The sequence below is a fragment of the Limnohabitans sp. G3-2 genome (assembly GCF_002778275.1).
Classification (GTDB): Bacteria; Pseudomonadota; Gammaproteobacteria; order Burkholderiales; family Burkholderiaceae_C; genus Limnohabitans_A.
Map to the genome: position 1 here is coordinate 453011 of NZ_NESG01000001.1, position 22827 is coordinate 475837.

24 protein-coding genes and 1 tRNA gene are annotated in these 22827 nt (G+C 59.0%); 12 read left to right on the plus strand and 13 right to left on the minus strand.

Going from position 1 to position 22827, the window contains the following annotated elements; all coding sequences use genetic code 11:
* The first annotated feature begins 67 nt into the window (after positions 1-67).
* The 6 genes from B9Z31_RS02070 to B9Z31_RS02095 all read left to right on the plus strand — a co-directional run bounded on the left by B9Z31_RS02070 (position 68) and on the right by B9Z31_RS02095 (position 4846).
* Positions 68-913 (plus strand): 3',5'-nucleoside bisphosphate phosphatase, encoded by an 846-nt coding sequence (locus B9Z31_RS02070; protein WP_100117879.1) that lies wholly within the window; start codon positions 68-70, stop codon positions 911-913.
* Between the two features lie 39 nt (positions 914-952).
* Positions 953-1576 carry an L-threonylcarbamoyladenylate synthase gene (locus tag B9Z31_RS02075; protein WP_100117880.1) on the plus strand — a complete coding sequence of 208 codons (624 nt, stop codon included), beginning with the start codon at positions 953-955 and terminating at the stop codon, positions 1574-1576.
* Between the two features lie 12 nt (positions 1577-1588).
* Positions 1589-2251: a site-2 protease family protein gene (locus tag B9Z31_RS02080; protein ID WP_100117881.1), complete on the plus strand. Its 663-nt coding sequence runs from the start codon at positions 1589-1591 to the stop codon at positions 2249-2251.
* 27 nt (positions 2252-2278) lie between these two features.
* Positions 2279-3595, plus strand: a complete 1317-nt coding sequence (locus B9Z31_RS02085; RefSeq protein WP_100117882.1) for a tryptophan--tRNA ligase — start codon at positions 2279-2281, stop codon at positions 3593-3595.
* A gap of 84 nt (positions 3596-3679) precedes the next feature.
* Entirely contained in the window at positions 3680-4282 is a 603-nt protein-coding gene (locus B9Z31_RS02090; RefSeq protein ID WP_100117883.1) for a response regulator transcription factor, read from the plus strand.
* Positions 4283-4288: 6 nt separating this feature from the next.
* Positions 4289-4846, plus strand: a complete 558-nt coding sequence (locus B9Z31_RS02095) for a nuclear transport factor 2 family protein (RefSeq protein ID WP_100117884.1) — start codon at positions 4289-4291, stop codon at positions 4844-4846.
* Between the two features lie 42 nt (positions 4847-4888).
* Here B9Z31_RS02095 and B9Z31_RS15455 read toward each other — a convergent pair whose 3' ends face one another.
* From B9Z31_RS15455 to B9Z31_RS02115, 5 genes are all read right to left on the minus strand, one after another.
* Positions 4889-5056 carry a hypothetical protein gene (locus B9Z31_RS15455; RefSeq protein ID WP_158235643.1) on the minus strand — a complete coding sequence of 56 codons (168 nt, stop codon included), beginning with the start codon at positions 5054-5056 and terminating at the stop codon, positions 4889-4891.
* Positions 5057-5152: 96 nt separating this feature from the next.
* Positions 5153-5242: transfer RNA gene (locus B9Z31_RS02100), tRNA-Ser, on the minus strand.
* A gap of 43 nt (positions 5243-5285) precedes the next feature.
* Positions 5286-6593 carry a serine--tRNA ligase gene (gene serS / locus B9Z31_RS02105; protein WP_100117885.1) on the minus strand — a complete coding sequence of 436 codons (1308 nt, stop codon included), beginning with the start codon at positions 6591-6593 and terminating at the stop codon, positions 5286-5288.
* A 508-nt stretch (positions 6594-7101) separates the two neighbouring features.
* Positions 7102-8031, minus strand: a complete 930-nt coding sequence (gene ispH, locus B9Z31_RS02110) for a 4-hydroxy-3-methylbut-2-enyl diphosphate reductase (RefSeq protein WP_100117886.1) — start codon at positions 8029-8031, stop codon at positions 7102-7104.
* Positions 8031-8474 (minus strand): peptidylprolyl isomerase, encoded by a 444-nt coding sequence (locus B9Z31_RS02115; protein ID WP_100117887.1) that lies wholly within the window; start codon positions 8472-8474, stop codon positions 8031-8033. The genes ispH and B9Z31_RS02115 overlap by 1 nt, the downstream gene beginning before the upstream one ends.
* A gap of 129 nt (positions 8475-8603) precedes the next feature.
* Here B9Z31_RS02115 and radC point away from each other — a divergent pair, with 129 nt between their 5' ends.
* The 3 genes from radC to purT all read left to right on the plus strand — a co-directional run bounded on the left by radC (position 8604) and on the right by purT (position 12089).
* Positions 8604-9275, plus strand: coding sequence for a DNA repair protein RadC (gene radC, locus B9Z31_RS02120; RefSeq protein ID WP_100117888.1), 672 nt, complete (start codon positions 8604-8606; stop codon positions 9273-9275).
* A 676-nt stretch (positions 9276-9951) separates the two neighbouring features.
* Positions 9952-10950, plus strand: coding sequence for an adenosine kinase (locus B9Z31_RS02130; RefSeq protein WP_100117890.1), 999 nt, complete (start codon positions 9952-9954; stop codon positions 10948-10950).
* A 2-nt stretch (positions 10951-10952) separates the two neighbouring features.
* Positions 10953-12089 carry a formate-dependent phosphoribosylglycinamide formyltransferase gene (purT, locus tag B9Z31_RS02135; protein WP_100117891.1) on the plus strand — a complete coding sequence of 379 codons (1137 nt, stop codon included), beginning with the start codon at positions 10953-10955 and terminating at the stop codon, positions 12087-12089.
* A gap of 201 nt (positions 12090-12290) precedes the next feature.
* On the opposite strand, the gene rfbC is transcribed toward purT, so the two are convergent.
* The 8 genes from rfbC to B9Z31_RS02175 all read right to left on the minus strand — a co-directional run bounded on the left by rfbC (position 12291) and on the right by B9Z31_RS02175 (position 19474).
* Entirely contained in the window at positions 12291-12860 is a 570-nt protein-coding gene (gene rfbC / locus B9Z31_RS02140; RefSeq protein WP_100117892.1) for a dTDP-4-dehydrorhamnose 3,5-epimerase, read from the minus strand.
* Positions 12861-12941: 81 nt separating this feature from the next.
* Positions 12942-13814 carry a glucose-1-phosphate thymidylyltransferase RfbA gene (gene rfbA, locus B9Z31_RS02145; RefSeq protein WP_100117893.1) on the minus strand — a complete coding sequence of 291 codons (873 nt, stop codon included), beginning with the start codon at positions 13812-13814 and terminating at the stop codon, positions 12942-12944.
* Positions 13815-14432: 618 nt separating this feature from the next.
* Entirely contained in the window at positions 14433-14780 is a 348-nt protein-coding gene (locus B9Z31_RS02150; RefSeq protein ID WP_100117894.1) for a transcriptional regulator, read from the minus strand.
* Positions 14777-15142, minus strand: a complete 366-nt coding sequence (locus B9Z31_RS02155; RefSeq protein ID WP_100117895.1) for a DUF6516 family protein — start codon at positions 15140-15142, stop codon at positions 14777-14779. The genes B9Z31_RS02150 and B9Z31_RS02155 overlap by 4 nt, the downstream gene beginning before the upstream one ends.
* A 505-nt stretch (positions 15143-15647) precedes the next feature.
* Positions 15648-16607 carry an ATP-binding protein gene (locus B9Z31_RS02160; protein WP_158235644.1) on the minus strand — a complete coding sequence of 320 codons (960 nt, stop codon included), beginning with the start codon at positions 16605-16607 and terminating at the stop codon, positions 15648-15650.
* Positions 16608-16961: 354 nt separating this feature from the next.
* On the minus strand, positions 16962-17288 hold the full coding sequence (locus tag B9Z31_RS02165; RefSeq protein ID WP_194944739.1) for a LacI family transcriptional regulator: 327 nt from the start codon (positions 17286-17288) through the stop codon (positions 16962-16964).
* An 80-nt stretch (positions 17289-17368) separates the two neighbouring features.
* A complete protein-coding gene (locus B9Z31_RS02170) occupies positions 17369-18790 on the minus strand; it encodes a heavy metal sensor histidine kinase (protein ID WP_089957701.1) in 1422 nt (473 codons plus the stop codon).
* Positions 18791-19474, minus strand: a complete 684-nt coding sequence (locus B9Z31_RS02175; RefSeq protein ID WP_089958025.1) for a heavy metal response regulator transcription factor — start codon at positions 19472-19474, stop codon at positions 18791-18793.
* A gap of 153 nt (positions 19475-19627) precedes the next feature.
* Between B9Z31_RS02175 and B9Z31_RS02180 the strand changes: the two genes are divergently transcribed.
* The 3 genes from B9Z31_RS02180 to B9Z31_RS02190 are packed head-to-tail and all read left to right on the plus strand — an operon-like array spanning position 19628 to position 22809.
* Positions 19628-19951 carry a hypothetical protein gene (locus B9Z31_RS02180; protein ID WP_100117897.1) on the plus strand — a complete coding sequence of 108 codons (324 nt, stop codon included), beginning with the start codon at positions 19628-19630 and terminating at the stop codon, positions 19949-19951.
* The gene (locus tag B9Z31_RS02185) at positions 19948-21381 is read left to right on the plus strand and encodes a TolC family protein (RefSeq protein ID WP_090142668.1); all 1434 of its coding nucleotides are present in this window, start codon (positions 19948-19950) and stop codon (positions 21379-21381) included. Before B9Z31_RS02180 ends, B9Z31_RS02185 begins: the two co-directional genes overlap by 4 nt.
* 15 nt (positions 21382-21396) lie before the next feature.
* On the plus strand, positions 21397-22809 hold the full coding sequence (locus B9Z31_RS02190; protein WP_089958022.1) for a multicopper oxidase family protein: 1413 nt from the start codon (positions 21397-21399) through the stop codon (positions 22807-22809).
* Positions 22810-22827: the final 18 nt, after the last annotated feature.

Sequence of the window (22827 nt, forward strand, 5' to 3'; positions counted from 1 at the left end):
CGGCCCTGGCAGGCGCATTCCCCCTGCAAGCCCCTGTGCCAGATCGGCAAGGGCCTAAAATGTTTGCATGATCAACGCCGACCTGCACTGCCACTCCGTCATGTCTGACGGCACCCTCACCCCTGAAGCCTTGGCTGAGCGCGCCAAGGCCAATGGCGTGGAGCTTTGGGCATTGACCGACCACGACGAGGTGTCGGGTCTGGGGCGCGCCTTGGCAGCAGCCCGGGCTCAAGGCCTGCCCTTCCTGACGGGGACAGAAATTTCGGTCACCTTTGCCCACCAAACCGTGCACATCGTGGGCTTGGGCTTCGATGCAGACAACACCGCCTTGACCGAAGGTTTGCGCCGCACCCGAGGCGGTCGCGGCGAACGCGCCCAAGAAATGTCGGACGGTTTGGCCAAGGTCGGCATCTTGAACGCCTACGAGGGGGCTTTGCGCTATGTGGGCAACCCCGAATTGATTTCACGCACCCACTTTGCGCGGCATCTGGTGGAGTCTGGGGTCTGCAGCGACACGTCGGAAGTGTTTCGCAAATACCTCACCGAAGGCAAACCCGGCTACGTGCCTCACCGCTGGGCTCGCTTGCAAGAGGCGGTGCAGTGGATCTCCGATGCAGGTGGCATCGCTGTGATTGCCCACCCGGCCCGCTACGGCTTCACGCCCAACGAAGAATACGCGCTGTTCAGCGAATTCAAGGCCCATGGCGGGCGCGGCGTGGAGGTCATCACCGGCAGCCACTCCTCTCCTGAAGCCGTGCGCTATGCCGAAACCGCGCTGGAGTTCGGTCTGGCCGCCTCGCGCGGCAGCGATTTCCACAGCCCCGAAGAAAGTCGCATCGACCTGGGCACCTTGCCCGACTTGCCCGGACAACTGACCACCGTGTGGAGCCTGCTGACCGATCGCATCCAGTGAGTGGGCGCTGAACTCTGACCGCACCGAAGCTTTCCGTCCATGGCTCAATTTTTCAGCGTTCACCCGGACAACCCCCAGATCCGCTTGCTCAAGCAAGCGGTTCAACTGCTGGGGCAAGGCAGCGTATTGGCCGTGCCCACCGACTCCAGCTATGCCCTGGTTTGCCATCTGGATGACAAGAATGCGGTGGACCAATTGCGCCGCATACGAGGTGTCGACGAGAAACACCACCTCACTGTGCTGTGTCGCGATTTGAGCGAACTGGCCAACTACGCCAAGGTGGACAACCGGCAGTTTCGCGCCCTCAAGCAAGCCACGCCTGGGGCCTTCACCTTCATCTTGGAAGCCACCAAGGAAATACCGCGCCGTGTCAGCCACCCCCAGCGCAAAACGATTGGCTTGCGGGTCCCCGACCACAAAGTGCTGCAAGAACTGCTGGCCCTGCATGGAGCGCCGCTCTTGGCGGCCACCTTGATCCTGCCGGATGAAGTGCAAGCCCTGAACGACCCCGAAGACATCCGGGCGCGGCTGGAGCACCAGGTGGGCGCGGTGATCGATGCGGGCGCCTGCTCGCTCGAGCCCACCACCGTCATCGACATGACGGGGGACGAACCCGAGATCCTTCGGCGCGGTCAGGGTGACCCTGCCCGATTGGGCCTCTGAGACAATCCCTCCATGTCCGACCTCATTCAAACCGTTTTGATTTATGCCTTGCCGGTGATTTTTGCCATCACCTTGCACGAGGCCGCACACGGTTACGCCGCGCTGCGCTTGGGTGACAACACCGCCGCCCTGATGGGCCGTGTGACCTTGAACCCGATGCCGCACATCGACCTGATGGGCACCATCTTGCTGCCCTTGCTGCTTTACTTCAGCACCAGCGGTGCCTTCTTGTTCGGTTACGCCAAGCCTGTGCCCGTGCGTTTTGACCGACTGCGCCACCCCAAACGCGACATGATTTGGGTGGCTCTGGCAGGGCCAGGCTCCAATTTGGTTCAAGCCTTGCTGTGGGGCGTGCTGTTTTATGTGTTGGCCGGCAGCGGCATCACCGAGCGGTTTTTCATCGAGATGTGCAAAGCCGGCATGCTGACCAATGTGGTCATGTTTGCATTCAATCTGTTCCCCCTGCCTCCGCTGGACGGTGGCCGCATTTTGGTGGGCCTCCTGCCTTGGCGCCAAGCGGTGCTGTTCTCCAAGGTCGAGCCTTGGGGCTTTTTCATCGTGATGGCGCTGGTGCTCACAGGCGTCATCAGCGCTTGGTGGATGCAACCCTTGATGGGCGTGACCTTCGACTTTTTGAAGCTCACCCTCAGCCCTTTGGCCACTTTGCTGCGCTGATTTTCAATTTCGCTTTTGGCTTTTCCCATGACCTCCAAGAACCGTACCCGCGTCCTCACCGGCATCACCACCACAGGCACCCCCCACCTGGGAAACTACGTGGGCGCCATTCGCCCCACGGTGCAAGCCAGTCGGGACACCCAAACCGACGGTTTTTACTTTCTGGCCGATTACCACGCCCTCATCAAATGCGACGAGCCGGCCCGCATCCAGCGCTCCACACTGGAGATTGCCGCCAGCTGGATCGCCTCGGGACTCGATCCTGAAAAAGTCACCTTTTACCGCCAGTCCGACATCCCTGAGATTCCCGAGCTCACTTGGTTTTTGACCTGCGTCACGGGCAAAGGCGTCCTCAACCGCGCTCACGCTTACAAAGCCGCTGTCGACAAAAACAACTTGGCCGGCCATGACCCCGACAGCGATGTGACGGCGGGCCTGTTCATGTACCCCGTGCTCATGGGGGCCGATATTTTGATGTTCAAAGCGCACAAAGTGCCGGTGGGCCGCGACCAGATCCAGCACATTGAAATGGCGCGCGACATGGCCTCGAGTTTCAACCACTTGTACGGCGAACATTTTGTCTTGCCTGAAGCCGTGATCGAAGAATCCGTGGCGCTGCTGCCCGGCCTGGACGGTCGCAAGATGAGCAAAAGCTACGACAACACCATCCCGCTGTTTGCGCCCGCCGCGCAAATGCGCAAGCAAATCGCGGCCATCGTGACCGACTCCAAAGCCCCGGGCGAACCCAAGAGCACGGAAGGCTCGGCGCTGTTCCAGATTTACCAAGCCTTTGCCAGCGCGGATGAGACCGCCGCCATGGCCCAAGCCTATGCCGACGGCATTGGCTGGGGAGATGCCAAGCAAATGCTGTTTGAGCGCATTGACCGCGAGATCGCCCCCATGCGCGAGCACTACCAAGCGCTCATCGACAACCCCGCGCAGATGGACAAAATTTTGTTGGCGGGCGCGGACAAAGCCCGCCAATTGGCCACGCCCTTCATGCGCGAAGTGCGCCACGCTGTGGGACTGCGCGCCCTGTCGTCGGGCAGCGCGGCAGTGGCCGCCAAAGAGAGTAAAACCGCTGTGGCCAGCTTCAAGCAATACCGCGAAAAAGACGGTCAGTTCTACTTCAAACTGGTTGACGCACAAGGCCAGGTTGTGCTCCAAAGCCTGGGTTTTGCATCACCCAAAGACGCCGGGCACACCATCGCCCAGTTGCAAACCGGCGGGGTAGAGGCCCTGACCCCATGGGCGAATGTTTTGGAAGCCCAGTCCCCAGAGCAACAAAAAGTTGCTTTACAAGCACTTGAAAATTTGTTTAATTCGAAAAAAACGACTAAATAACTTTTACAAATTTACCAATTATCATTGTCGAAACCGACAAATAAGTGTATCCTTAAACCTTCAGTTTACCGCCGAGACTTAAATATGACCGTCTACGTCATTGATGACCACCCCCTCATGCGTGATGCCTTGACCATGCTGGTGCACCGCGTCAAGCCAGGTCTGAAAATCATCCCCATCCACAAGTTGAACGTGGTCGAGTCGACGGTCGAAAAGAATGGCTTGCCAGAACTGTTCTGCCTCGATTTGCAACTGCCCGACACCTTGGGCATGTCTGGCGTTCAGGTCCTGAAATCCAAATTCCCGAATGTGCCCTTGGCGGTGGTCACCAGCGCCAGCGCCAGCGAGTTCGAAACCCGTTGCCTGGAAGCCGGTGCCAACGCCTTCATCGAAAAGTCCAACAGCCCCACGCAAATCATTGCGGCGCTGCGCAGCTTGCTGATCACGGAAGAGGACGAAGCCCAAGAGGACGCCGCCCCAGCGGGTCCGACCAAGCTCTCCAAGCGCCAAAAGCAACTGATCTTGATGCTCGACCAAGGTTTGTCCAACCGCGAAATCGCTGAAAAACTCGACATCAGCGAGCACACCGTCAAGGTTCACTTCTGGCGCCTGTTCCGCCGCTTGGGCGTGAACAGCCGCACACAGGCCTTGCACTTTGCACGCACCAACGGCTGGCTGGGCATCTGAGCGGTCATGCCGGTTGTATCCATCACTTTACTGCCCGGCTACGACCCGTCCACCCAGCACCGCATGGTCAATCGCGTGGCCAATGCGGTCCGCTCGGTGATCGCCACGCCTGAAGCGGGCACCACGGTTTTTGTCAACGAAGTCAGCACCTATCGGCGCGACGGCAAGGTGTTCAGTGAAGGCCGCGCCGCCCATCCGGTCGCGTCAGAGGTGGTGCAATCCTTTTTGCAGGCCATGCAAAACAGAGACCTTGAGGCCGCGCAATCGTTTTTGCACCCCGACTTTCGCATGTGCTTTCCAGGGGGTGTTCGCATGCACGCTTTGCAAGAATTGACCACTTGGGCACAGCAACGCTACACCCGCATCGCCAAACAGTACGACCAATTTGAAGAGAGCTGGCAGGGCGATGTCACCGTGGTGTTTTGCCATGGCACCCTCATGGGCACTTGGCTCAATGGGCAAGCCTTTGAAGGCATTCGCTTCATGGACCGCATGGTCGTGCAAGACGGCTTGATCACCCAGCAAGACGTCTGGAACGATTTGGCCGAGCACCGCACGGCCTGACCGACCGCACTGCGGCCCAACGGCGCAGCGGCCTGGCCCGGTTTATTTCTTCTTGTTGACGACGTCAGGCGTGACGGCATCCAGAACATTGACCGTGGTCTTGACGCCATACACCACCGCAGAACCTGCTGCATCCGCCACGGCCAAAACGGTGCAACCCGACAGGAATGGGGCCCACGCCAAGGCAGCAGACAAGACAAGAGATTTCATGGCGTTCGTTCCAGTGGGAGAGATTGGGCGGGGGGACACCGTGTGAGGTCCCCATAAAAAAACCCCACAACGGTGAACCATTGCGGGGTTTTTGACTGGCGGAGGAGGAGGGATTCGAACCCTCGGTAGTGTTGCCACTACGCCTGATTTCGAGTCAGGTACATTCGACCACTCTGCCACCCCTCCTGAGTATTTGTCGAAGCCGAGATTCTAGCAGAGCGGCGGCGCCTCAAACGCTGAGCAAAGCCAAACCACCCATGTAGGGACGCAGCACCTCGGGCACCGTGACCGAGCCGTCGGCGTTTTGGTAGTTCTCCAAAACCGCCACCAGCGCACGGCCCACGGCCAGGCCCGAGCCGTTCAAGGTGTGCACCAACTCGTTCTTGCCTTGTGCGTTTTTGAAGCGCGCCTGCAAACGGCGGGCCTGGAAGGCCTCGCAGTTGGAGACCGAGCTGATCTCGCGGTAGGTGTTTTGCGCCGGCACCCAGACCTCCAGGTCATAGGTTTTGCTGGCGCCAAAGCCCATATCGCCGGTGCACAGGCTCATCACGCGGTAGGGCAAGCCCAGCTTTTGCAAAATGGCTTCGGCGTGGCCCGTCATGGCTTCGAGCGCTTCGTAGCTGGTGTCGGGGTGCACGATCTGCACCATCTCGACCTTGTCAAACTGGTGCTGGCGAATCAAGCCACGCACATCGCGCCCGCCGCTGCCCGCCTCCGAGCGGAAGCACGGGGTGTGCGCGGTCAGCTTGATCGGCAAATCGGCCTCGGCCAGCACCTCGTCGCGCACCACGTTGGTCAGCGTCACTTCAGACGTCGGAATCAGGTACAGCGCCTGGCTTTCTTCGCCTTCTTGGCCGCCCTTGTTGGCGGCAAACAAATCGGCCTCGAACTTGGGCAGCTGGCCCGTGCCGCGCAGCGTGTCGGCGTTCACGATGTAGGGCGTGTAGCACTCGGTGTAGCCGTGCGCTTGGGTTTGCACATCCAGCATGAATTGCGCCAGCGCACGGTGCAAACGGGCCACCGGGCCACGCATGAAGGTGAAGCGCGAACCGGTCAGCTTGGTGCCGGTCTCAAAGTCCAGACCCAGCTTTTCGCCAATGTCCACATGGTCCTTGAGCGCAAAGTCAAAACTGCGCACAGTGCCCCAGCGGCGCACCTCGATGTTGCCTTCTTCGCTCTCGCCCACGGGCACCGACGCGTGAGGCAAATTGGGCACCGCCAGCAACAAAGTCTGGAGCTCGGCCTGGATGACTTCCAGGCGCTGGGCCGATGCCTCCAGCTCATCTTTGATGGCCCCCACCTGAGCCATGACCGCATCGGCCTCGGCATGCTGGCCCTTGCCCTTGAGCATGCCAATTTGCTTGGACAAGCTGTTGCGCTGGCTTTGCAGCTCTTCGGTGCGGGTCTGCAGGTTTTTGCGTTCGCCCTCCAAAGCACGAAAGGCTTCCACATTCAGAAAAGGCTGGGGATTTTTGCGGGTCTGCAAACGCGCGACAACGGCGTCCAGATCTTTGCGGAGTAAAACGATATCAAGCATGCCGCCATTGTAGTGACGTCCATCCCTGTGGGAGGCCGCCCCTGCGGCCGAATGGCTTGATGAGGGGATGTCGGCCCCAGTGGGAGGCCGCCCCTGCGGCCGAATGGCTTGATGAGGGGATGTCCGCCCCTGTAGGAGGCCGCCCCTGCGGCCGAATGGCTGGTTTGGCGCCTTCGATCATTCGCGAGCAGGGGCTCGCTCCCACAAAACACCAAGCCTACCCTTCACCAAGCCCACTTTTGAGGCCCCCTGTAGGAGGCCGCCCCTGCGGCCGAATGGCTTGATGAGGGGATGTCGGCCCCAGTGGGAGGCCGCCCCTGCGGCCGAATGGCTGGTTTGGCGCCTTCGCTCATTCGCGAGCAGGGGCTCGCTCCCACAAAACACCAAGCCCACCCTTCACCAAACCCACTCCTGACCAAGCCCACTCCTGACCAAGCCCACTCCTGACCAAGCCCACCCCTGACCAAGCCCACCCCTGACCAAGCCCACCCTTCACCAAGTCAACCCATCACAATTTCAGGCCCTTGGGCAGGGGGAACTTGATCGTCTCTTGGATGCCATCGAGGGTACGCACCGACACCGCGCCCATTGCACGAAGGCGGGCAATCACCTCTTGCACCAAAACATCCGGGGCCGAGGCTCCCGCGGTCAGGCCCACCTTTTGTGCCCCATCAAACCAGGACTCTTGCAGATCGCCAGCACTGTCCACCATGTAAGCGGGCGTGCCCAAGCGGTCGGCCAGCTCACGCAGGCGGTTGCTGTTGGAACTGGTGGGGCTGCCCACCACGATCACCACGTCCACCAACGGGCTCATCAGCTTGACCGCATCCTGGCGGTTCTGGGTGGCATAGCAAATGTCTTGCTGTTTGGGCTCTCGAACGTGGGGGAAACGGGCTTTGACAGCCGCCACAATCTCTGCGGCATCGTCCACGCTCAGGGTGGTTTGGGTGACCACGGCCAGCAATTCGGTCTGGCCGAGTTGCACCTTGGCCACGTCTTCGACGTCTTCGACCAAGTGGATACCACTGTCCAGTTGCCCCATGGTGCCTTCGACCTCAGGGTGGCCTTTGTGACCGATCATGATGAACTCGTAGCCCTCTTTGTGCAGCTTGGCCAGCTCCACATGCACCTTGCTGACCAGCGGGCAGGTGGCGTCAAAAATGCGAAAACCCCGGCGCTCGGCCTCGTCCTGAATCGCCCGGCTCACCCCGTGGGCACTGAAAATCAGCGTGGCACCAGGGGGCACATCGGCCAGCTCTTCAATGAAGATCGCGCCTTTCTTTTTCAAATCGTCCACCACATAGGTGTTGTGCACGATCTCGTGGCGCACATAAATCGGTCGCCCAAACTTGGTGAGCGCGTGCTCCACGATGTCGATCGCACGGTCCACCCCGGCGCAAAAGCCTCTCGGTTCTGCCAACAGCACTTCAGACGTCATCACAGCACTCCAATCAGTTCGACTTCAAAGGTCACAGGCTGACCGGCCAGCGGGTGGTTGAAGTCAAACAAGACCGCCCCCTCTTCGTTCACTTGCAACACGGTGCCCGCATACGAACCCAAGCCATCCGGTGTCGGAAACTGCACCACATCGCCCGCAGCGTATTTCTCTGTCGGGTCGCCCAGCTCATTGAGCAGCTTGCGCGCCACCCATTGCTGCATGTCGGCAATGTGCTCGCCAAAGGCCTCGCCTGCGGGAATGTCCATCACCACCCGCGTGCCCTCGGCCAGGCCCAGCAAACGCTGCTCGACGGCGGGCGACAAGGTGCCCGAGCCCAAGGACAAAGTGGCCGGTTTTTCGTGGAAGGTGTTGATGATGTCCCCCTGCGGCCCGGCCAGGCGGTAGTGAAGCGTCAAGAAGGAACCGGGTTCGACAATGGACATAAGGGTTTTCTGGAATGCCGCGAACGCGGACAAACAGGCATAAAGAAGCCACTATTGTAAAAAACCCGGCCAAACAATCCCGATCAAGGGGATAAAAAGGACCGCGGCTGCTGTGGGGAGGGGCAACAAATGCGCATCAAGGACTTGCCGACGGATGCCCGTCCGCGCGAAAAACTGCTCACCCGAGGGCCCCAGGCCCTGAGCGACGTGGAGCTCTTGGCCATTTTGCTGCGCACAGGCATGGCGGGCAAAAACGTGTTCCAGCTGTCCGAAGAGTTGCTGGGGCCAGACGGCATCGCTGGCCTGCTCCACGCCACCGCCCAGACACTCCAGGGTGTCAAAGGCTTGGGCCCCGCCAAACAGGCCGAGCTGCTGGCCGTGTTCGAGATGGCCCGCCGAGCCCTCAGCCAAAGGCTGAAAGAGCGAGAAGCTTTCCACACGCCGGGCGCGGTCAAACAATACCTGCAGCTGCAATTGGCGCACAAAAACCACGAGGTCTTCGCCGTGCTGTTTCTGGACCACCAAAACCGCATGCTGGCCATGGAAGAGCTTTTTCGGGGCACCCTCAGCCAGACCAGTGTGTACCCACGCGAAGTCGTTCTGCGCGCCCTGCACCACCAGGCCGCGACTGTGGTGCTGAGCCACAACCACCCCAGCGGCTCGGTGCAGCCCAGCCGCGCCGACGAACACCTGACCCAAACCCTCAAGGCCGCCTTGGCCTTGGTCGACGTGCGCGTGCTCGACCACATCATCGTGGGACAAGGGCAGGCGCTGTCGATGGCGGAGCAAGGCTTCATGTGACACCTGCCCTCAAGTGGGGGCGAGCTGCTGCTTCACACGGGCGCGATCCCCTGCTCAAGGCCTCCGGCATTTTGTGGGAGCGAGCCCCTGCTCGCGAAAGAGTCGCTCTGGCCGCAAGCCTCATTCGGCCGCAGGGGCGGCCTCCCACAGAATCAAGACCAACAACCACAGAGTCAATCAACCACCACAAACCCAAGGAGGCCTCCCACAAGGGGAAATGGGCCAAGCTATCCGGCATTTTGTGGGAGCGAGCCCCTGCTCGCGAAAGAGTCGCCTTGGCCGCGAGCCTCATTCGGCCGCAGGGGCGGCCTCCCACAGAGTCAAGACCACCATCCACATAATGATGGTAGCCATCCAAAGAGCCAAGACAGCCTCCCACAGCACCAAGGAGGCCTCCCACAAGGAAGAAGGAGCCAAGGTATCCGGCTTTTTGTAGGAGCGAGCCCCTGCTCGCGAAAGAGTCGCCTTGGCCGCGAGCCTCATTCGGCCGCAGGGGCGGCCTCCCACAGAGTCAAGACCACCTCTCACAGAGTCAAGACAGCCTCCCACAGAGTCAAGCCCTCACCCACAAACCCAAGAAAGCCTCCCACAGATTCAGGGCAGACTCGCACAGAGAACAACAGCCGCGGTGGGGGCTGCCGCTAAACTCCTTGTTTTTCCTCTCACTCTGACGGCCATGTCCCACTACCACCTCTACGCCATCGGCAACGCCCTGGTCGATACCGAATACGAAGTCTCCGATGAACTGCTGGGCGCCATGGGCGTGAGCAAGGGCCACATGACCCTGATCGACACGCCCCAACGCGCCGAACTGCTCACCCACGTGCAAGGCCTGCACGCCCGCCGCACAGGCGGTGGCTCGGCGGGCAACACGGTGGTGGCCTTGGCCCAATTGGGCGGCAAAGCGTTTTATTCGTGCCGCGTGGCGGACGACGAACTCGGTTCGTTTTACAGCCAAGACCTGCAAGCCAACGGCGTCGCCACCAACCTGACGCACACCCCCGCCCACGAAGGCCAAACCGGCAGCTGCATGGTGCTCGTCACCCCCGACGCCGAGCGCAGCATGTGCACATTTTTGGGTGCCACCTCGCAACTCGACGCCAACGCCTTGCACCCGCCGGGCATCGGCAAGTCCAAGATCTATTACATGGAAGGCTACCTGGCCGCCTCGCCCACGGGCCTCGAAGCCGCCGTCCAAGGCCGCCAGATCGCCATCGACCACCAAGTGCAAACTGCGCTGACGCTCAGCGACGTGAGCATGATCAACTTCTGCCGCGCAGGCCTTCAAGCCATGATCGGTGACGGCCTGGACTATTTGTTCGCCAACGAAGAAGAAGCACAAACCTGGTGCGGCAGCAACGACCTTGACGCCATCATCGACCAGCTGTCGGCTTTGGCCAAAACCGTGTGCCTGACCCGAGGCCCGCAAGGCTGCATCGTGGTGCAAGGCGGCCAGCGCACCGAAGTGCCCGCCGTACCCACCCAAGCGGTAGACACCAACGGCGCGGGCGACATGTTTGCTGGGGCCTTTTTGTATGGCATGACGCACGGCCACACCGTCGCGCAAGCCGCAGCGCTGGCGAACCGCGCCGCCGCTGCCGTGGTCAGCCAGCACGGCAATCGCTTGACGGCAGCCCAACTGCAGTCGATCCACGCAGCGTTTCAAAAAGCCTGAGCATGAAAAAAATCCTCCTCCTCGGCTCGGGTGAGCTGGGCAAAGAATTCGTCATCAGCGCCAAGCGCTTGGGCTGCCATGTCGTTGCCTGCGACAGCTATGCCGGCGCGCCTGCCATGCAAGTGGCCGACGAGTTTTGCGTGTTCAGCATGCTCGACGAAGTGGCGTTGCGCGCGGCCATCGCGCAGCACCAGCCTGACCTGATCGTCCCCGAGATCGAAGCCATCCGCACCGAAGTGCTGCTGGACGTGGAAAAGCAAGGCTTTGAAGTCATCCCCAGCGCCCGCGCCGCCAACCTGACCATGAACCGCGACCGCATCCGCGACGTGGCCGTGGGCCTGGGCGTGCGCACCGCCAAGTTCAGTTATGCCGACTCGGCCGCTGAGCTGCTGGCCCGCGCCACCGACATCGGTTTCCCGGTGGTCATCAAACCCGTCATGAGCTCATCGGGGAAAGGCCAAAGCGTGGCCAAGACGGCCGCCGATGTGCAGGCCAGCTGGGACTACGCTTGCGCCGGCATGCGCGGCGACCGCCAAAAAGTCATCGTCGAAGAATTCATCCACTTCGAGTTCGAAATCACCCTGCTCACCGTGCGCCAGCGCAAAGGCCCCACCCTGTTTTGCCCGCCCATTGGCCACGTGCAAGAGCGCGGCGACTACCAATACAGCTGGCAACCCCAGGGCATGAAGCCCGAGCAAATCCAAGCCGCGCAAGACATGGCCGACAAAGTCACCACCGACTTAGGGGGCGTGGGCCTCTTTGGCGTGGAGTTTTTCGTGACGAAAGACGAAGTCATCTTCAGTGAACTCAGCCCCCGCCCGCACGACACCGGCATGGTGACCCTCATCAGCCAAAACCTGAGCGAATTTGACCTGCACGCTCGCGCCATTTTGGGTCTGCCCATCCCCCACATTGAATGCGTGGAAGGCGCCAGCGCCGTGGTGCTGGCCGACAAGGAAGGCCGCAACCCGACGTTCACCGGTGTGGAAGCGGCGCTGAGCGAACCCGGCGTGGACGTGCGCATCTTTGGCAAACCCACCAGCCGCCCCTACCGCCGCATGGCGGTGGCGCTGGCCCAAGGCCCCAAGGCCTTGCAACGCGCACGGGATGCGGCGGGCAAGATCAAAGTGGTGGTTTAAGCACCCTGCGGGCGAATGAGGCGCCACTCACTTCTTTGTGGGAGGCCGCCCCTGCGGCCGAATGCGTGCGGCTTTGGTCGGCCAGACATTCGCGAGCAGGGGCTCGCTCCTACAAAATATCAAAGACTTTTCCCTTGGAAAAAATTGGGATTTGACCCCAATTTACGGCACACCAAGCCCCAACGAGCAGGGAGGCGTGTTTCAGCATGCAGTCTGCACGCGTTCAAACACCTCGGCCTCGCGCAGCAACTTGCCCGCTTGGTCTTTGGCCGCCAACTGCGGCTCAAAGTCAATCGGCCAGTCAATGCCCAGCGCCGGGTCGTTCCAGAGCAAGCTGCGCTCGTGCTCCGGAAACCAATAATCGGTCGTCTTGTACAAAAACTCCGCGCTCTCGCTCAGCACCACAAAGCCATGCGCAAAGCCTGGCGGCACCCACAGCTGGCGGTGGTTGTCGGCGCTCAGGTGCATGCCTGTCCATTGGCCAAACGTGGCCGAGCTGCGGCGCAAGTCCACCACCACATCAAACACCTCGCCCTGCGTCACCCGCACCAGCTTGCCCTGCGGATGCTGAATTTGGTAATGCAACCCCCGCAACACCCCTTTGGCCGACTTGCTGTGGTTGTCCTGCACAAAGCCCACCTCCAAGCCCGTGACTTGCGCGAAATCGCGGGCGTTGAAGCTCTCATAAAAAAAGCCCCGCGCATCGCCAAAGACCTTGGGCTCCAAAATCAACACATCGGCAATGGCAGTGGGGGTGGCGGTGAATGGCATAGGGAGTGGGGGTCTTGGAGTGGGGGCTGACCCCGATGACTTTTATGGGGTCTGACCCCGATTATTGGGGTCTGACCCCGATTATTTGAGCAAGTTCAGCAAGTACTGCCCGTAGCCATTTTTGGCCAAAGGTGCTGCCAGTTTTTGCACGGCGGCGGCGTCGATCCATTTTTGGGCGAAGGCGATCTCTTCGGGGCAAGCGACCATCAGGCCTTGGCGCTTTTGCAGCGTGGCAATGAAGCCCGCGGCCTCCAGCAAACTGTCGTGCGTGCCGGTGTCCAGCCAGGCGTAGCCCCGGCCCATGATCTCGACATTGAGCTGCCCCAGCGCCAAGTAACGCTTGTTCACGTCGGTGATCTCCAGCTCGCCGCGCGGCGAAGGCTGGATGTCGGCCGCGATGTCGCACACCTGTTGGTCGTAAAAATACAAGCCCGTCACCGCGTAATTGCTTTTGGGCTGTTGGGGCTTTTCTTCGATGCTCAGCGCCCTGAACGCCCCATCGAACTCCACCACGCCATAGCGCTCGGGGTCGTGCACATGGTAGGCAAACACGCTCGCGCCGCTGGTGCGTTCGTTCGCACTGGCCAACAGCTTGACGAGGTCATGCCCGTAATAAATGTTGTCCCCCAGCACCAACGCGCTCGGGTCCTTGCCCACAAAGTCCTTGCCGATGATGAAAGCCTGCGCCAGGCCATCCGGGCTGGGCTGCACCGCGTACTGGATGTTCATGCCCCACTGGCTGCCGTCGCCCAACAGCTCGGTGAATCGGGGCGTGTCTTGCGGCGTGCTGATCAACAACACATCGCGAATGCCCGCCAACATCAGCGTGGTCAGCGGGTAATACACCATGGGTTTGTCGTACACCGGCATGAGCTGCTTGCTGACCGCCTGCGTCACAGGGTAAAGCCGAGTGCCCGAGCCCCCGGCCAGGATGATGCCTTTGCGATTTGTCATACGTGCCTAGCGCTTTGAGTGTCCCCAACACAAGGGGCGTTGCAGGCATTGTAAAAGCCATCCGCCTCTGCGGCCGAAGCTTGGTCACGCCTGTCTTTGTGGGAGGCCGCCCCTGCGGCCGAATGCCTGCTCAGGCCTGCCTTTGTGGGAGGCCGCCCCTGCGGCCGAATGCTTGCACTTGCTACTAACATCATTCGCGAGCAGGGGCTCGCTCCCACAAAAACAGCTCGCTCCCACAAAAACAGCTCGCTCCCACAAAAACAGCTCGCTCCCACAAAAACAGCTCGCTCCTACAAAAAACAGCTTGCTCACACAAAAACAGCTTACTCACACAAAAAACCCATCCCCTCTCTCCATCCGTCACCCCATCAACCACCCAACTCGCCCACAACAGGCGCAGCGCGGCTGTCCGTTAATTCGCAGAAGAACTGAGCAAACACAGCGCCGCACACCACCACAGCGCCAGACAAAACACAGGCTGGGTGATGGCTCACATCAACTTGAACAGGATGAACATACCGTCTTTTCAAAGCTTTAAAACGACAAAGGAGCCTCTCGGCTCCTTTGTCGTTAAACAATTGGGATCTGCCCACAAAGACGGGGCGATTCAAAACACGATCAGGCAACGATGCGGAAGTCCGTTCCCTTAGCAATGGGACGGACGTGCCGGTTCTCTCGCTTCATCTCAACAAAGCCGTAATTGGACATTGTCTTCAATGTTCGCGAAAGGTTGCCTGGCTTGCGCCCAGTGATATCAGCCAAAGAGGAAATGGACTGTGGTTTTGAGTCCTGAATGACCTTCAGCAAGGCACGATTGTCATCACTCAAAACCTCTGCCAGAGACCGCATTGATGTAAACCAGATCTTGGGGTCGGTTGATTTTGGTTTGTAATCGCCACGAGCGATAGACAACATTCGCTCGCGAATTTTCTCTTGCGGCAAGATTCCAACAACGATTGTCTTCATAACTTCCTAGCCTCCTTCAGCACACGATCGACTTCAACAAAGAAGTCGGAAAACAATTGGTGTGCATCCTTGAACTCGTAAGGCACACCCTTGTCGCTGACATGCCTATGTTTGTGGTCATACGGCAACCTGATACCGGCGTACTTGAATTTCTTGGGCGGCTTCACCGCATGGGCATTGTCATACCCAAGAATTCGTTTGCCATATGGTTCGTGCAATGTCAGCGAATAGCGAACCCCATGCGGAATGTCTTTTGAGACCGGGACAACCCAAGCCTCGATCTTGATCCAATACCCATCCCCTTGATCAATGATCTGATCATGGAGATCGATGAGAGTGGTTATGCCGAGGTCTTCACGCATGTTTAAGTGTATCAGCCGATGATAAAGTTTTGAACCAGGGATTCAGTCGCCCCCTCTTTCACGAAAGTTGTTTGGCCTCTGAAAAAACAAACCCCAGAAACAAGCAAAGAATCCTGAGACTCCCTGAACATCACATCAATTGGGAGCTGACTCCAATTTACCTTCACTGGCTCCGACCACCATTCGCGAGCAGGGGCTCGCTCCTACAAAAAACCAGAGACCACTCTCTTGTGGGAATCCTGCCTTTGTTGGAGGCACTGCTTGCGTGGGCTCGCTGCCTTCGTGGGAGGCCGCCCCTGCGGCCGAATGCCTGCTCAGGCCAGCGTTTGTGGGAGGCCGCCCCTGCGGCCGAATGCTTGCTGTGGCCAGCGTTTGTGGGAGGCCGCCCCTGCGGCCGAATGCCTGCACTGGCCCCGACCACCATTCGCGAGCAGGGGCTCGCTCCCACAAAGACCCAAAACTCCCCCCCTGAACAATCGGGATCTGACCCCAATTAACTCCAGCGTCAACACGCCACCTGCTGCAAAAAACCGCGGGGGTTGCTTGAAAACTGCAGAAAGTAGTCAGGCGTGATGATCACGCGCAACGCTTGGGGGGACTGTGCGCAAAACAAGTCCAAACCTTTGGCCGACTTTTTGCGGCCCGACTTCACCTCGATCGCATACAGCGTATCGCGGTACTGGTAAACAAAATCCACCTCGGCATTGCGCTCGCGCCAATAAAACACCTGCCCCGGTTGTTGCACCAATTCAGCGCCGACCGCCAACTCAAACGCCCTTCCACGTTGCTCGGCGTTTTGCAACACATTCACGCCAACGGCCATGCTGAAAAGCGCGGGGCAAGCAGGCAGCATCTTCGGGCTGGAGCTGCGGGCCAACCAAGCTTTGTGCGAATACTTTTGCAACGCATGCAACAAAAAAGCGCCGCCATACAAGTCAATGTAATGCTTGATCAAGTCGGTGTTGCCCTTGTCTTGCAACTGCCCCAGCAGCTTGGTGTAACTGATCTCTTGAGCCGGGTAGGCGCACAAAATCTGAAACGCTTGGCGAAACAGCGCAGGGTTGGCCACCTTGTGGCTCTGCAAAATGTCTTTGCCAATCACCGCCTCCACAATCGCGTCTTTCATGTAGGCGTACCAACGGTCAGGGTCTTGCTCAAGTGCCACCGCACCCGGATAACCGCCAAACGCCAAATAGCGCGGCAAGTCATAGTCAAATGCGGCCTGCAGTTCGGCAAACGTCCAGTGATGCACACGCAGCAGCTCAAAGCGCCCTGCCAGACTTTCTGTGACACCCGCCTGAATTTGTAAAGCACTAGAGCCCAACAGCAACAAACGCAAACGCCCGGGCTTGGCATCCCACAACGCCTTGATGGTTTCGGGCCAATTGGCCACCTTTTGAATCTCGTCGATCACCAACAGCGCGCCATCGCCCAACAACAAGGCTTGCTGCCATTGCTCCAACAACCTGCGTATTCCAGTGATGTTGACCAATCAACCCAGCAACGTGACCAACTAGTCCAATCGTTGTAACCATCGACAGCTATCGGCCAAAAGCGGACGATGCTGTTGTTGTATCAATCTGTGATTTAGGCTGGTTGTAGTCACTCGCGGTAAGTGGACGTCATAGTTGCGGCGATTACTACCGGTCATTTAAGCGGGAGGAGCTACGAGGACCGTTGTAATTGAAATACCGGTCACTCGACATGCCGCGTATGCGATCCGTGCTTATGCGAACATGATCGGGCGGTCTGGTGCTGGCTGTACAGACACCCCGCTGTCATGGAGTCAGTCGCCATCACTATCTTTTACAGTCCCGTCTCACCAAATCCGTAACCGCTGCTCCTCCCACAGCGCAGGCGGGTCCACCGCAAGATCAAACAGCGTCAGGTGATCCGGCAGCGTATCCTCCAAAATCGCCTCGACGATGTCCGGTGCCAGCGTAGTCAAATTCACCATCCGGCTGACGTAGCTGTTGTCGACTCCCTCCAGCGCTACATTTTCAGTCAGGTTTTTCAACTTGCCGTACTCCAGCATTGCCAACCACCGGTGGCCCCTGGCCAGCGCCAGTTCCAGCGGTGTGGCCGCCACGTCCCACGGCCGCAGCAGTTTCCCCGGTCGCCTTGATTGCTCATTGGGCAGTCTCATTTGTTTGCGCCCGCTGCGGCGGTTGTTATGAATCGGTACAGCGCGATCCGGCCCTCTCTGGTTCACGCAAAAGGCGTTATTCAGGGCCGACTAAGTAGTTCAGTCGCTTGCCTCATCCTTGCTTGAAGCCCTGGAAAAACAAGCCTGAATCGAGTCCACTCCTGGTCTGAAGTAACCGAGATCGCCCCGCCATGGGCCTCGACGATGGCTTTGGTAATCGACAGCCCCAAGCCTGCCCCGTCAGAAGCTGGGTGCCTGCGTGCTGAGTCTGCGCGATAGAAGCGCTCGAAGACTCTCTGCTGGACATCCAATGGAATCTCCTTGCCCGTGTTTTTGACAGTGACTTCAATTCCACGCGACGAACTTTCGATTCTGACGCCCACGACACCGCCGACTGGTGCATGCCTGAGCGCATTGGATAGGAGGTTGCTCAAGGCACGTCTGAACATCAAACGATCGCCATAGATTCGCCCATCACCTTCCACGCTCATCAAGATGCGTTTTTCGTCCGCAACGGCTTCATAAAATTCAACGAGTTCGCGAGCTCCTTGTGCTGCCGAGAAGGACTCCTTATGGGGCAGGTCTACCCCCCGCTCTGTCTTGGCGAGGAATAGCATGTCTGATACCACCCGAGCCAAACGCTGCAATTCCTCTGCGTTGGACGCCAGCGTATCTTGGTATGTCTTAAGGTCGCGTTGGGTGGACAGCGTCACCTGTGTTTGGGTGAGGAGATTGCTGATGGGTGTGCGAAGTTCATGTGCCAAATCCGCCGCAAAATCAGCAAGCTGTTTGAAGTCGTTCTGCAGGCGACCCAACATCTCATTGAGTTCCCTTGCCAAATCTGCCATTTCAATCGGGACGGCATCCTCGGGCATGCGCTCTTGCAACTGTTGGCCTGTCACTGCAGCGGCGCGACGTTTCATTGCGCGCAGCGGAGACATGCCTTGATGAGCCGCGAACCAAGCCAAGAATCCGCTTAGAAGAATGGCCAGCACAGCATAGATCGCAATGCTGCGCCGGAGCTCCCTCATGAATTCTTGGTGGTGCTGCGTATCGACGGCGAGTGATATTTGGAGCGGCCCGGCCATTCCCTGAACCATGCCAGCAGTAAAGCTCATCTCATGGAACTCGCGACCGCCACTCCTCCAAGACTGAAGCCCGTGGCCGTCGTCATTCGTGATGAATGATGCTTGCGTAGTCGGGCCGCTGTATCCGTTGGTCTGGTACAACTTTTCACCCTGCGGTCCTTTGACCAGAGCGTAAAGGCTGTGGTGATGGCTCAATGCTTCGTTCAGGCGACTGCGAGCTTCTTCATGGGATCGAGAACTGGCCAGAATGCCCTCGATCAGGTGCTTTTTATCATCCAAGGCGGCGCTATCGAGGTCGACGAAGTGCCTATCAGCCTCTACCATGAAAAGAAGCGCCAAGCCCAGGATGACCGAACTGGCCAGCGCTATAAAAAAGATGGTGAGGCGGGATGTCAGTGACAGCCTGCGAAACATCTAGCGACCCTCCGGCGCTTCGAGCACGTAGCCCATGCCGCGTACAGTTTGGATCAGCTTGAACTGGTGATCATCATCGATCTTGACGCGCAGACGCCTCATGGCCACCTCGATGACGTTAGTGTCGCTGTCGAAGTTCATGTCCCAAACCTGAGAGGCGATCAGCGACCTGGGCAGGACTTCTCCCTGCCTACGCATCAGCAGTTCTAGCAATCCAAACTCCTTGGCGGTGAGATTAAGGCGCTTGCCGTCTCGGGTGACGCGGCGGCGTAGCAGATCAAGTTGGAGGTCTGCCACCTGCAAGATCGTGGATTCGGTGCCACTACGACCGCGGCGCACAATGGTGCGAACCCGGGCCAAGAGCTCGGCAAAGGAAAACGGCTTGACGAGGTAATCGTCGGCGCCTAATTCAAGCCCCTTCACGCGATCTTCCACCTGATCGCGGGCGGTGAGAAACATGGCTGGCACTTGTAGGCCTTCATGACGTATCGCCTGCAGGACCTCCCAACCGTTCATGCCCGGCATCATCACATCCAGGATCGCGAGATCGTAGTTACCGCCAAGAGCTAGGTGAAGGCCGTCGGGCCCATTTCTGGCCAAGTCCACAACGAAACCGGCCTCGATCAGTCCCTGGCGCAGATATGCCCCGGTCTTGGGCTCATCTTCCACAATCAAAATTTTCATTGGCAACTGACCCTCTATGGCAGACCTGAGTATGACGACTTCCATTTGTTGCGATGGCAAGATGACAAATATGTAATCTTTTCGACATCGTGCTGACGACTTGGTATTTTAATAATTCCCCCTATCTATGTTACCGATCACATTGAGGAAACCATGCTCGTCAGACGTTCACTATTATTCGCACAGACATGTCTCGCCCTGAGTTGTGCCATCTTAGCTGGTGTAGCCGCGGCCCAAGCCACCAGCGAGCCCGTGAAAAATCTTTCGGTGGTGGAAGTTGAGTACAAGTCTGCACTTAGTGACTTCCGCCCCTATAACGACCAGGCCATTCAGTCATGGGTCAAAGCCAACGACTTGGTAGGTCGTATTGGAGGCTGGCGCAGCTATGCCAAGGAGGTCGCGACAGGTGAGGCCCTGAAGGACGCCTCTGACGTGCCTGATACGCAATCTGGTCATCATGGGGGAGTCAAGCCATGAAGCGCATCCCAAGCACCTCGCTAGGGAAACTGGCGCTATCCGCGATCGCCTTGGCCACGCTTGCCGGTTGCGCCACTGTTAGCCTCGAACAAAACGTTGCCCGGGTGAACGAGGAGGCCAAGAGTTTTGCCGAAGGGCAGATTTCTCTCGCGCGGACTGCCGATGAGCGCGAACAGCGTGCGCAGGCGGCCCAGAAGCTGCTTCAAAACATTCTGGGTCAGCGCGAGGCGGTCCAGCTGGCGCTCGTCAACAGCCCATCGCTCCAAGCGTTGCTGGCTCAAGGTTGGGCGGAGTCCGCAGATGCGGCACAAGTGGGCAGGATTGCAAACCCGGTCTTCTCCCTGGAACGCATGGTGGCCGGTGATGCGCTGGAGTTAAACCGTGCGCTTTCCTTTGGTCTGCTCGATATTCTGACCCTCCCTAGTCGCCAGGGAATCGCCAACCGTCGCATCGAAGTGGCCCATCTGCGACTGTCGAGTGATGTGGTCGACCAGGTCACCCGCGTGCGCCAGGCATGGGTCCGCGCCGTGGCTGCCCAACAGACGCTTCAGTATGCCAAGCAGGTGTATGAAAGCGCTGCAGCGAGTGCCGAACTGGCTCGCAGGATGCAGGCCATAGGCAACTTCAATCGCCTCACACGGGCTCGTGAGCAGGCCTTCTATGCGGACGCAGGGACCCGATTGGCAACAGCAACTCACCAAGTAACTGCTGCCCGCGAAGAGTTCGTACGCGTACTCGGTCTGGATGCCCAACAGGCCCAGATGCTCAAACTGCCGGACCGCTTGCCTGAACTACCCAAACAGGCGCTCGATCCGCAGGGCGTTGCGACGTTTGCTACGCGTAACCGCCTCGACATCCGTCTTGCCCAAAGCACACTGGATGCTTCCGCCAGAGCCCAGGGTTTGAACATGGTCACCAGCATCACCGACATTGAACTGAGGGCCATGCGCAACACCAGCACGAACAGCGTGGCGGGTGAGCGCAGCGTAGCGCGAGGGTATGAAATCGCGGTACGCCTGCCCATCTTTGATTGGGGGGGCATGCAGCGCGATGCCATGAACGCACGCACCTTGGCCGCAGCCAATCAGCTTGAGGCGACCGTCCGCTCGGCGGGTTCAAGCTTGCGAGAAAGCTACTCCTCCTATCGCACGGCTTATGACATTGCACGGCACAACCGGGACGAGGTGATACCGCTTCGTAAGGTTATCTCAGAAGAGAACCAACTGCGCTACAACGGAATGATCATCGGCATCTTCGAGTTGCTGGCGGACTCACGTGATCAGGTCTCTACGGTCATGGCTGCGATCGGAGCCGAGCAGCAGTTTTGGCTAGCGGATGCCGCGCTACAAGCCTCACTGGTCGGGCGACCGATGAACACTCCGCTGGCAGCCATGCCCAGTGCGCCAGCCGGTGGCGCTGCGCCTCATTGAATGAAAGATACAACGATGACTTCCAGAAGAGACTTTTTTAAGTACGCCGGGATTGCTGGTGGTGCCGTGGCCGCCAGCGCGGTCAGCCGCGTGGCGATGGCCGCTCTGCCTGAGCCTGTAATACAGACCAGCCCTAACACCATGGCGCCGCTTGTCCCCAACAGCGGACGCGCCTACAACCCGGTGGTGACGCTGAATGGATGGACTTTGCCATGGCGCATGAATCAAGGCGTCAAGGAATTTCACCTGGTCGCCGAACCAGTAGTGCGGGAAATGGCCCCTGGCTTTAAAGCCCATCTCTGGGGCTACAACGGCCAGAGCCCGGGGCCCACGATTGAAGTGGTCGAGGGCGATCGCGTACGGATCTTCGTGACCAACAAGCTGCCAGAGCATACCTCCATTCACTGGCACGGGCAGCGCCTGCCCAACGGCATGGACGGTGTGGCCGGACTGAACCAGCCGGCTATTCCCTCCGGCAAGACGTTTGTTTACGAGTTCGTCGCGCGCCGGCCTGGCACCTTCATGTACCACCCGCATGCTGATGAGATGACACAGATGGCCATGGGCATGATGGGCTTTTGGGTGACCCATCCTAAGGTCAAGAATGATCTGATTGATGAGGTCCAGCGAGACTTCTGCTTCCTACTCAACGCCTATGACATCGATCCGGGCAGCTACACCCCCAAGATCATGACAATGCTGGACTTCAACCTGTGGAGCTGGAATAGCCGGATATTTCCAGGCATTGACAGCCTCAATGTTCGCCTGAACGACAAGGTGCGTATTCGCATTGGCAATCTGACGATGACGAACCACCCCATACATTTGCACGGCCATGAGTTCCTCGTCACTGGTACGGACGGTGGCCCGACACCCAAGAGCACCCGCTGGCATGAAGTGACGACCGATGTGGCCGTCGGTCAGATGCGACAGATCGAGTTTCTGGCAGATGAGGAAGGGGACTGGGCCTTCCACTGTCACAAAAGCCATCACACCATGAACGCCATGGGTCATAACGTTCCGACATTGATTGGTGTGGATCACCGTGGCATCGCCAAGAAGATCAATAACCTGATTCCAGACTACATGGTCATGGGTGAGCGTGGTATGGCCGACATGACTGAGATGGAAATGCCCATCCCTGACAACACCGCTGCGATGATGACTGGCCAAGGCCCCTTCGGATCGGTCGAAATGGGTGGCATGTTCAGCGTTCTGAAGGTCCGCCGTAATCAAAAGCCGGGGGACTACAAGGACCCGGGTTGGTACAAGCATCCCGAAGGCACGGTAGCCCATGAGTACACCGGGCCGTTGACTGAACCAGCGCGCTTCAAGGCGGAGGGAGGGCAGTCCATGCCTCGCGCCCAGATGCCCGCCAAAACGACCGAAGTCAAGGTGCGCAAGCCCTCATCACATAGCAATCACTGAATTTTTTTTCCGGAGTTA

What these genes read in the sequence shown, in the direction of transcription:
- purT (WP_100117891.1), top strand. Translation starts at nt 10,953, where the DNA reads ATGAAAAAAATCCTCCTCCTCGGCTCGGGTGAGCTGGGCAAAGAATTC.
- radC (WP_100117888.1), top strand. Translation starts at nt 8,604, where the DNA reads ATGCGCATCAAGGACTTGCCGACGGATGCCCGTCCGCGCGAAAAACTG.
- rfbC (WP_100117892.1), bottom strand. Translation starts at nt 12,860, where the DNA reads ATGCCATTCACCGCCACCCCCACTGCCATTGCCGATGTGTTGATTTTG.
- B9Z31_RS02155 (WP_100117895.1), bottom strand. Translation starts at nt 15,142, where the DNA reads ATGCGTGAAGACCTCGGCATAACCACTCTCATCGATCTCCATGATCAG.
- rfbA (WP_100117893.1), bottom strand. Translation starts at nt 13,814, where the DNA reads ATGACAAATCGCAAAGGCATCATCCTGGCCGGGGGCTCGGGCACTCGG.
- B9Z31_RS02180 (WP_100117897.1), top strand. Translation starts at nt 19,628, where the DNA reads ATGCTCGTCAGACGTTCACTATTATTCGCACAGACATGTCTCGCCCTG.
- B9Z31_RS02175 (WP_089958025.1), bottom strand. Translation starts at nt 19,474, where the DNA reads ATGAAAATTTTGATTGTGGAAGATGAGCCCAAGACCGGGGCATATCTG.
- ispH (WP_100117886.1), bottom strand. Translation starts at nt 8,031, where the DNA reads ATGACGTCTGAAGTGCTGTTGGCAGAACCGAGAGGCTTTTGCGCCGGG.
- B9Z31_RS02075 (WP_100117880.1), top strand. Translation starts at nt 953, where the DNA reads ATGGCTCAATTTTTCAGCGTTCACCCGGACAACCCCCAGATCCGCTTG.
- B9Z31_RS02090 (WP_100117883.1), top strand. Translation starts at nt 3,680, where the DNA reads ATGACCGTCTACGTCATTGATGACCACCCCCTCATGCGTGATGCCTTG.
- B9Z31_RS02185 (WP_090142668.1), top strand. Translation starts at nt 19,948, where the DNA reads ATGAAGCGCATCCCAAGCACCTCGCTAGGGAAACTGGCGCTATCCGCG.
- B9Z31_RS02095 (WP_100117884.1), top strand. Translation starts at nt 4,289, where the DNA reads ATGCCGGTTGTATCCATCACTTTACTGCCCGGCTACGACCCGTCCACC.
- B9Z31_RS02080 (WP_100117881.1), top strand. Translation starts at nt 1,589, where the DNA reads ATGTCCGACCTCATTCAAACCGTTTTGATTTATGCCTTGCCGGTGATT.
- B9Z31_RS02190 (WP_089958022.1), top strand. Translation starts at nt 21,397, where the DNA reads ATGACTTCCAGAAGAGACTTTTTTAAGTACGCCGGGATTGCTGGTGGT.
- B9Z31_RS02070 (WP_100117879.1), top strand. Translation starts at nt 68, where the DNA reads ATGATCAACGCCGACCTGCACTGCCACTCCGTCATGTCTGACGGCACC.
- B9Z31_RS02165 (WP_194944739.1), bottom strand. Translation starts at nt 17,288, where the DNA reads ATGAGACTGCCCAATGAGCAATCAAGGCGACCGGGGAAACTGCTGCGG.
- B9Z31_RS02115 (WP_100117887.1), bottom strand. Translation starts at nt 8,474, where the DNA reads ATGTCCATTGTCGAACCCGGTTCCTTCTTGACGCTTCACTACCGCCTG.
- B9Z31_RS02130 (WP_100117890.1), top strand. Translation starts at nt 9,952, where the DNA reads ATGTCCCACTACCACCTCTACGCCATCGGCAACGCCCTGGTCGATACC.
- B9Z31_RS02085 (WP_100117882.1), top strand. Translation starts at nt 2,279, where the DNA reads ATGACCTCCAAGAACCGTACCCGCGTCCTCACCGGCATCACCACCACA.
- serS (WP_100117885.1), bottom strand. Translation starts at nt 6,593, where the DNA reads ATGCTTGATATCGTTTTACTCCGCAAAGATCTGGACGCCGTTGTCGCG.
- B9Z31_RS02150 (WP_100117894.1), bottom strand. Translation starts at nt 14,780, where the DNA reads ATGAAGACAATCGTTGTTGGAATCTTGCCGCAAGAGAAAATTCGCGAG.
- B9Z31_RS15455 (WP_158235643.1), bottom strand. Translation starts at nt 5,056, where the DNA reads ATGAAATCTCTTGTCTTGTCTGCTGCCTTGGCGTGGGCCCCATTCCTG.
- B9Z31_RS02170 (WP_089957701.1), bottom strand. Translation starts at nt 18,790, where the DNA reads ATGTTTCGCAGGCTGTCACTGACATCCCGCCTCACCATCTTTTTTATA.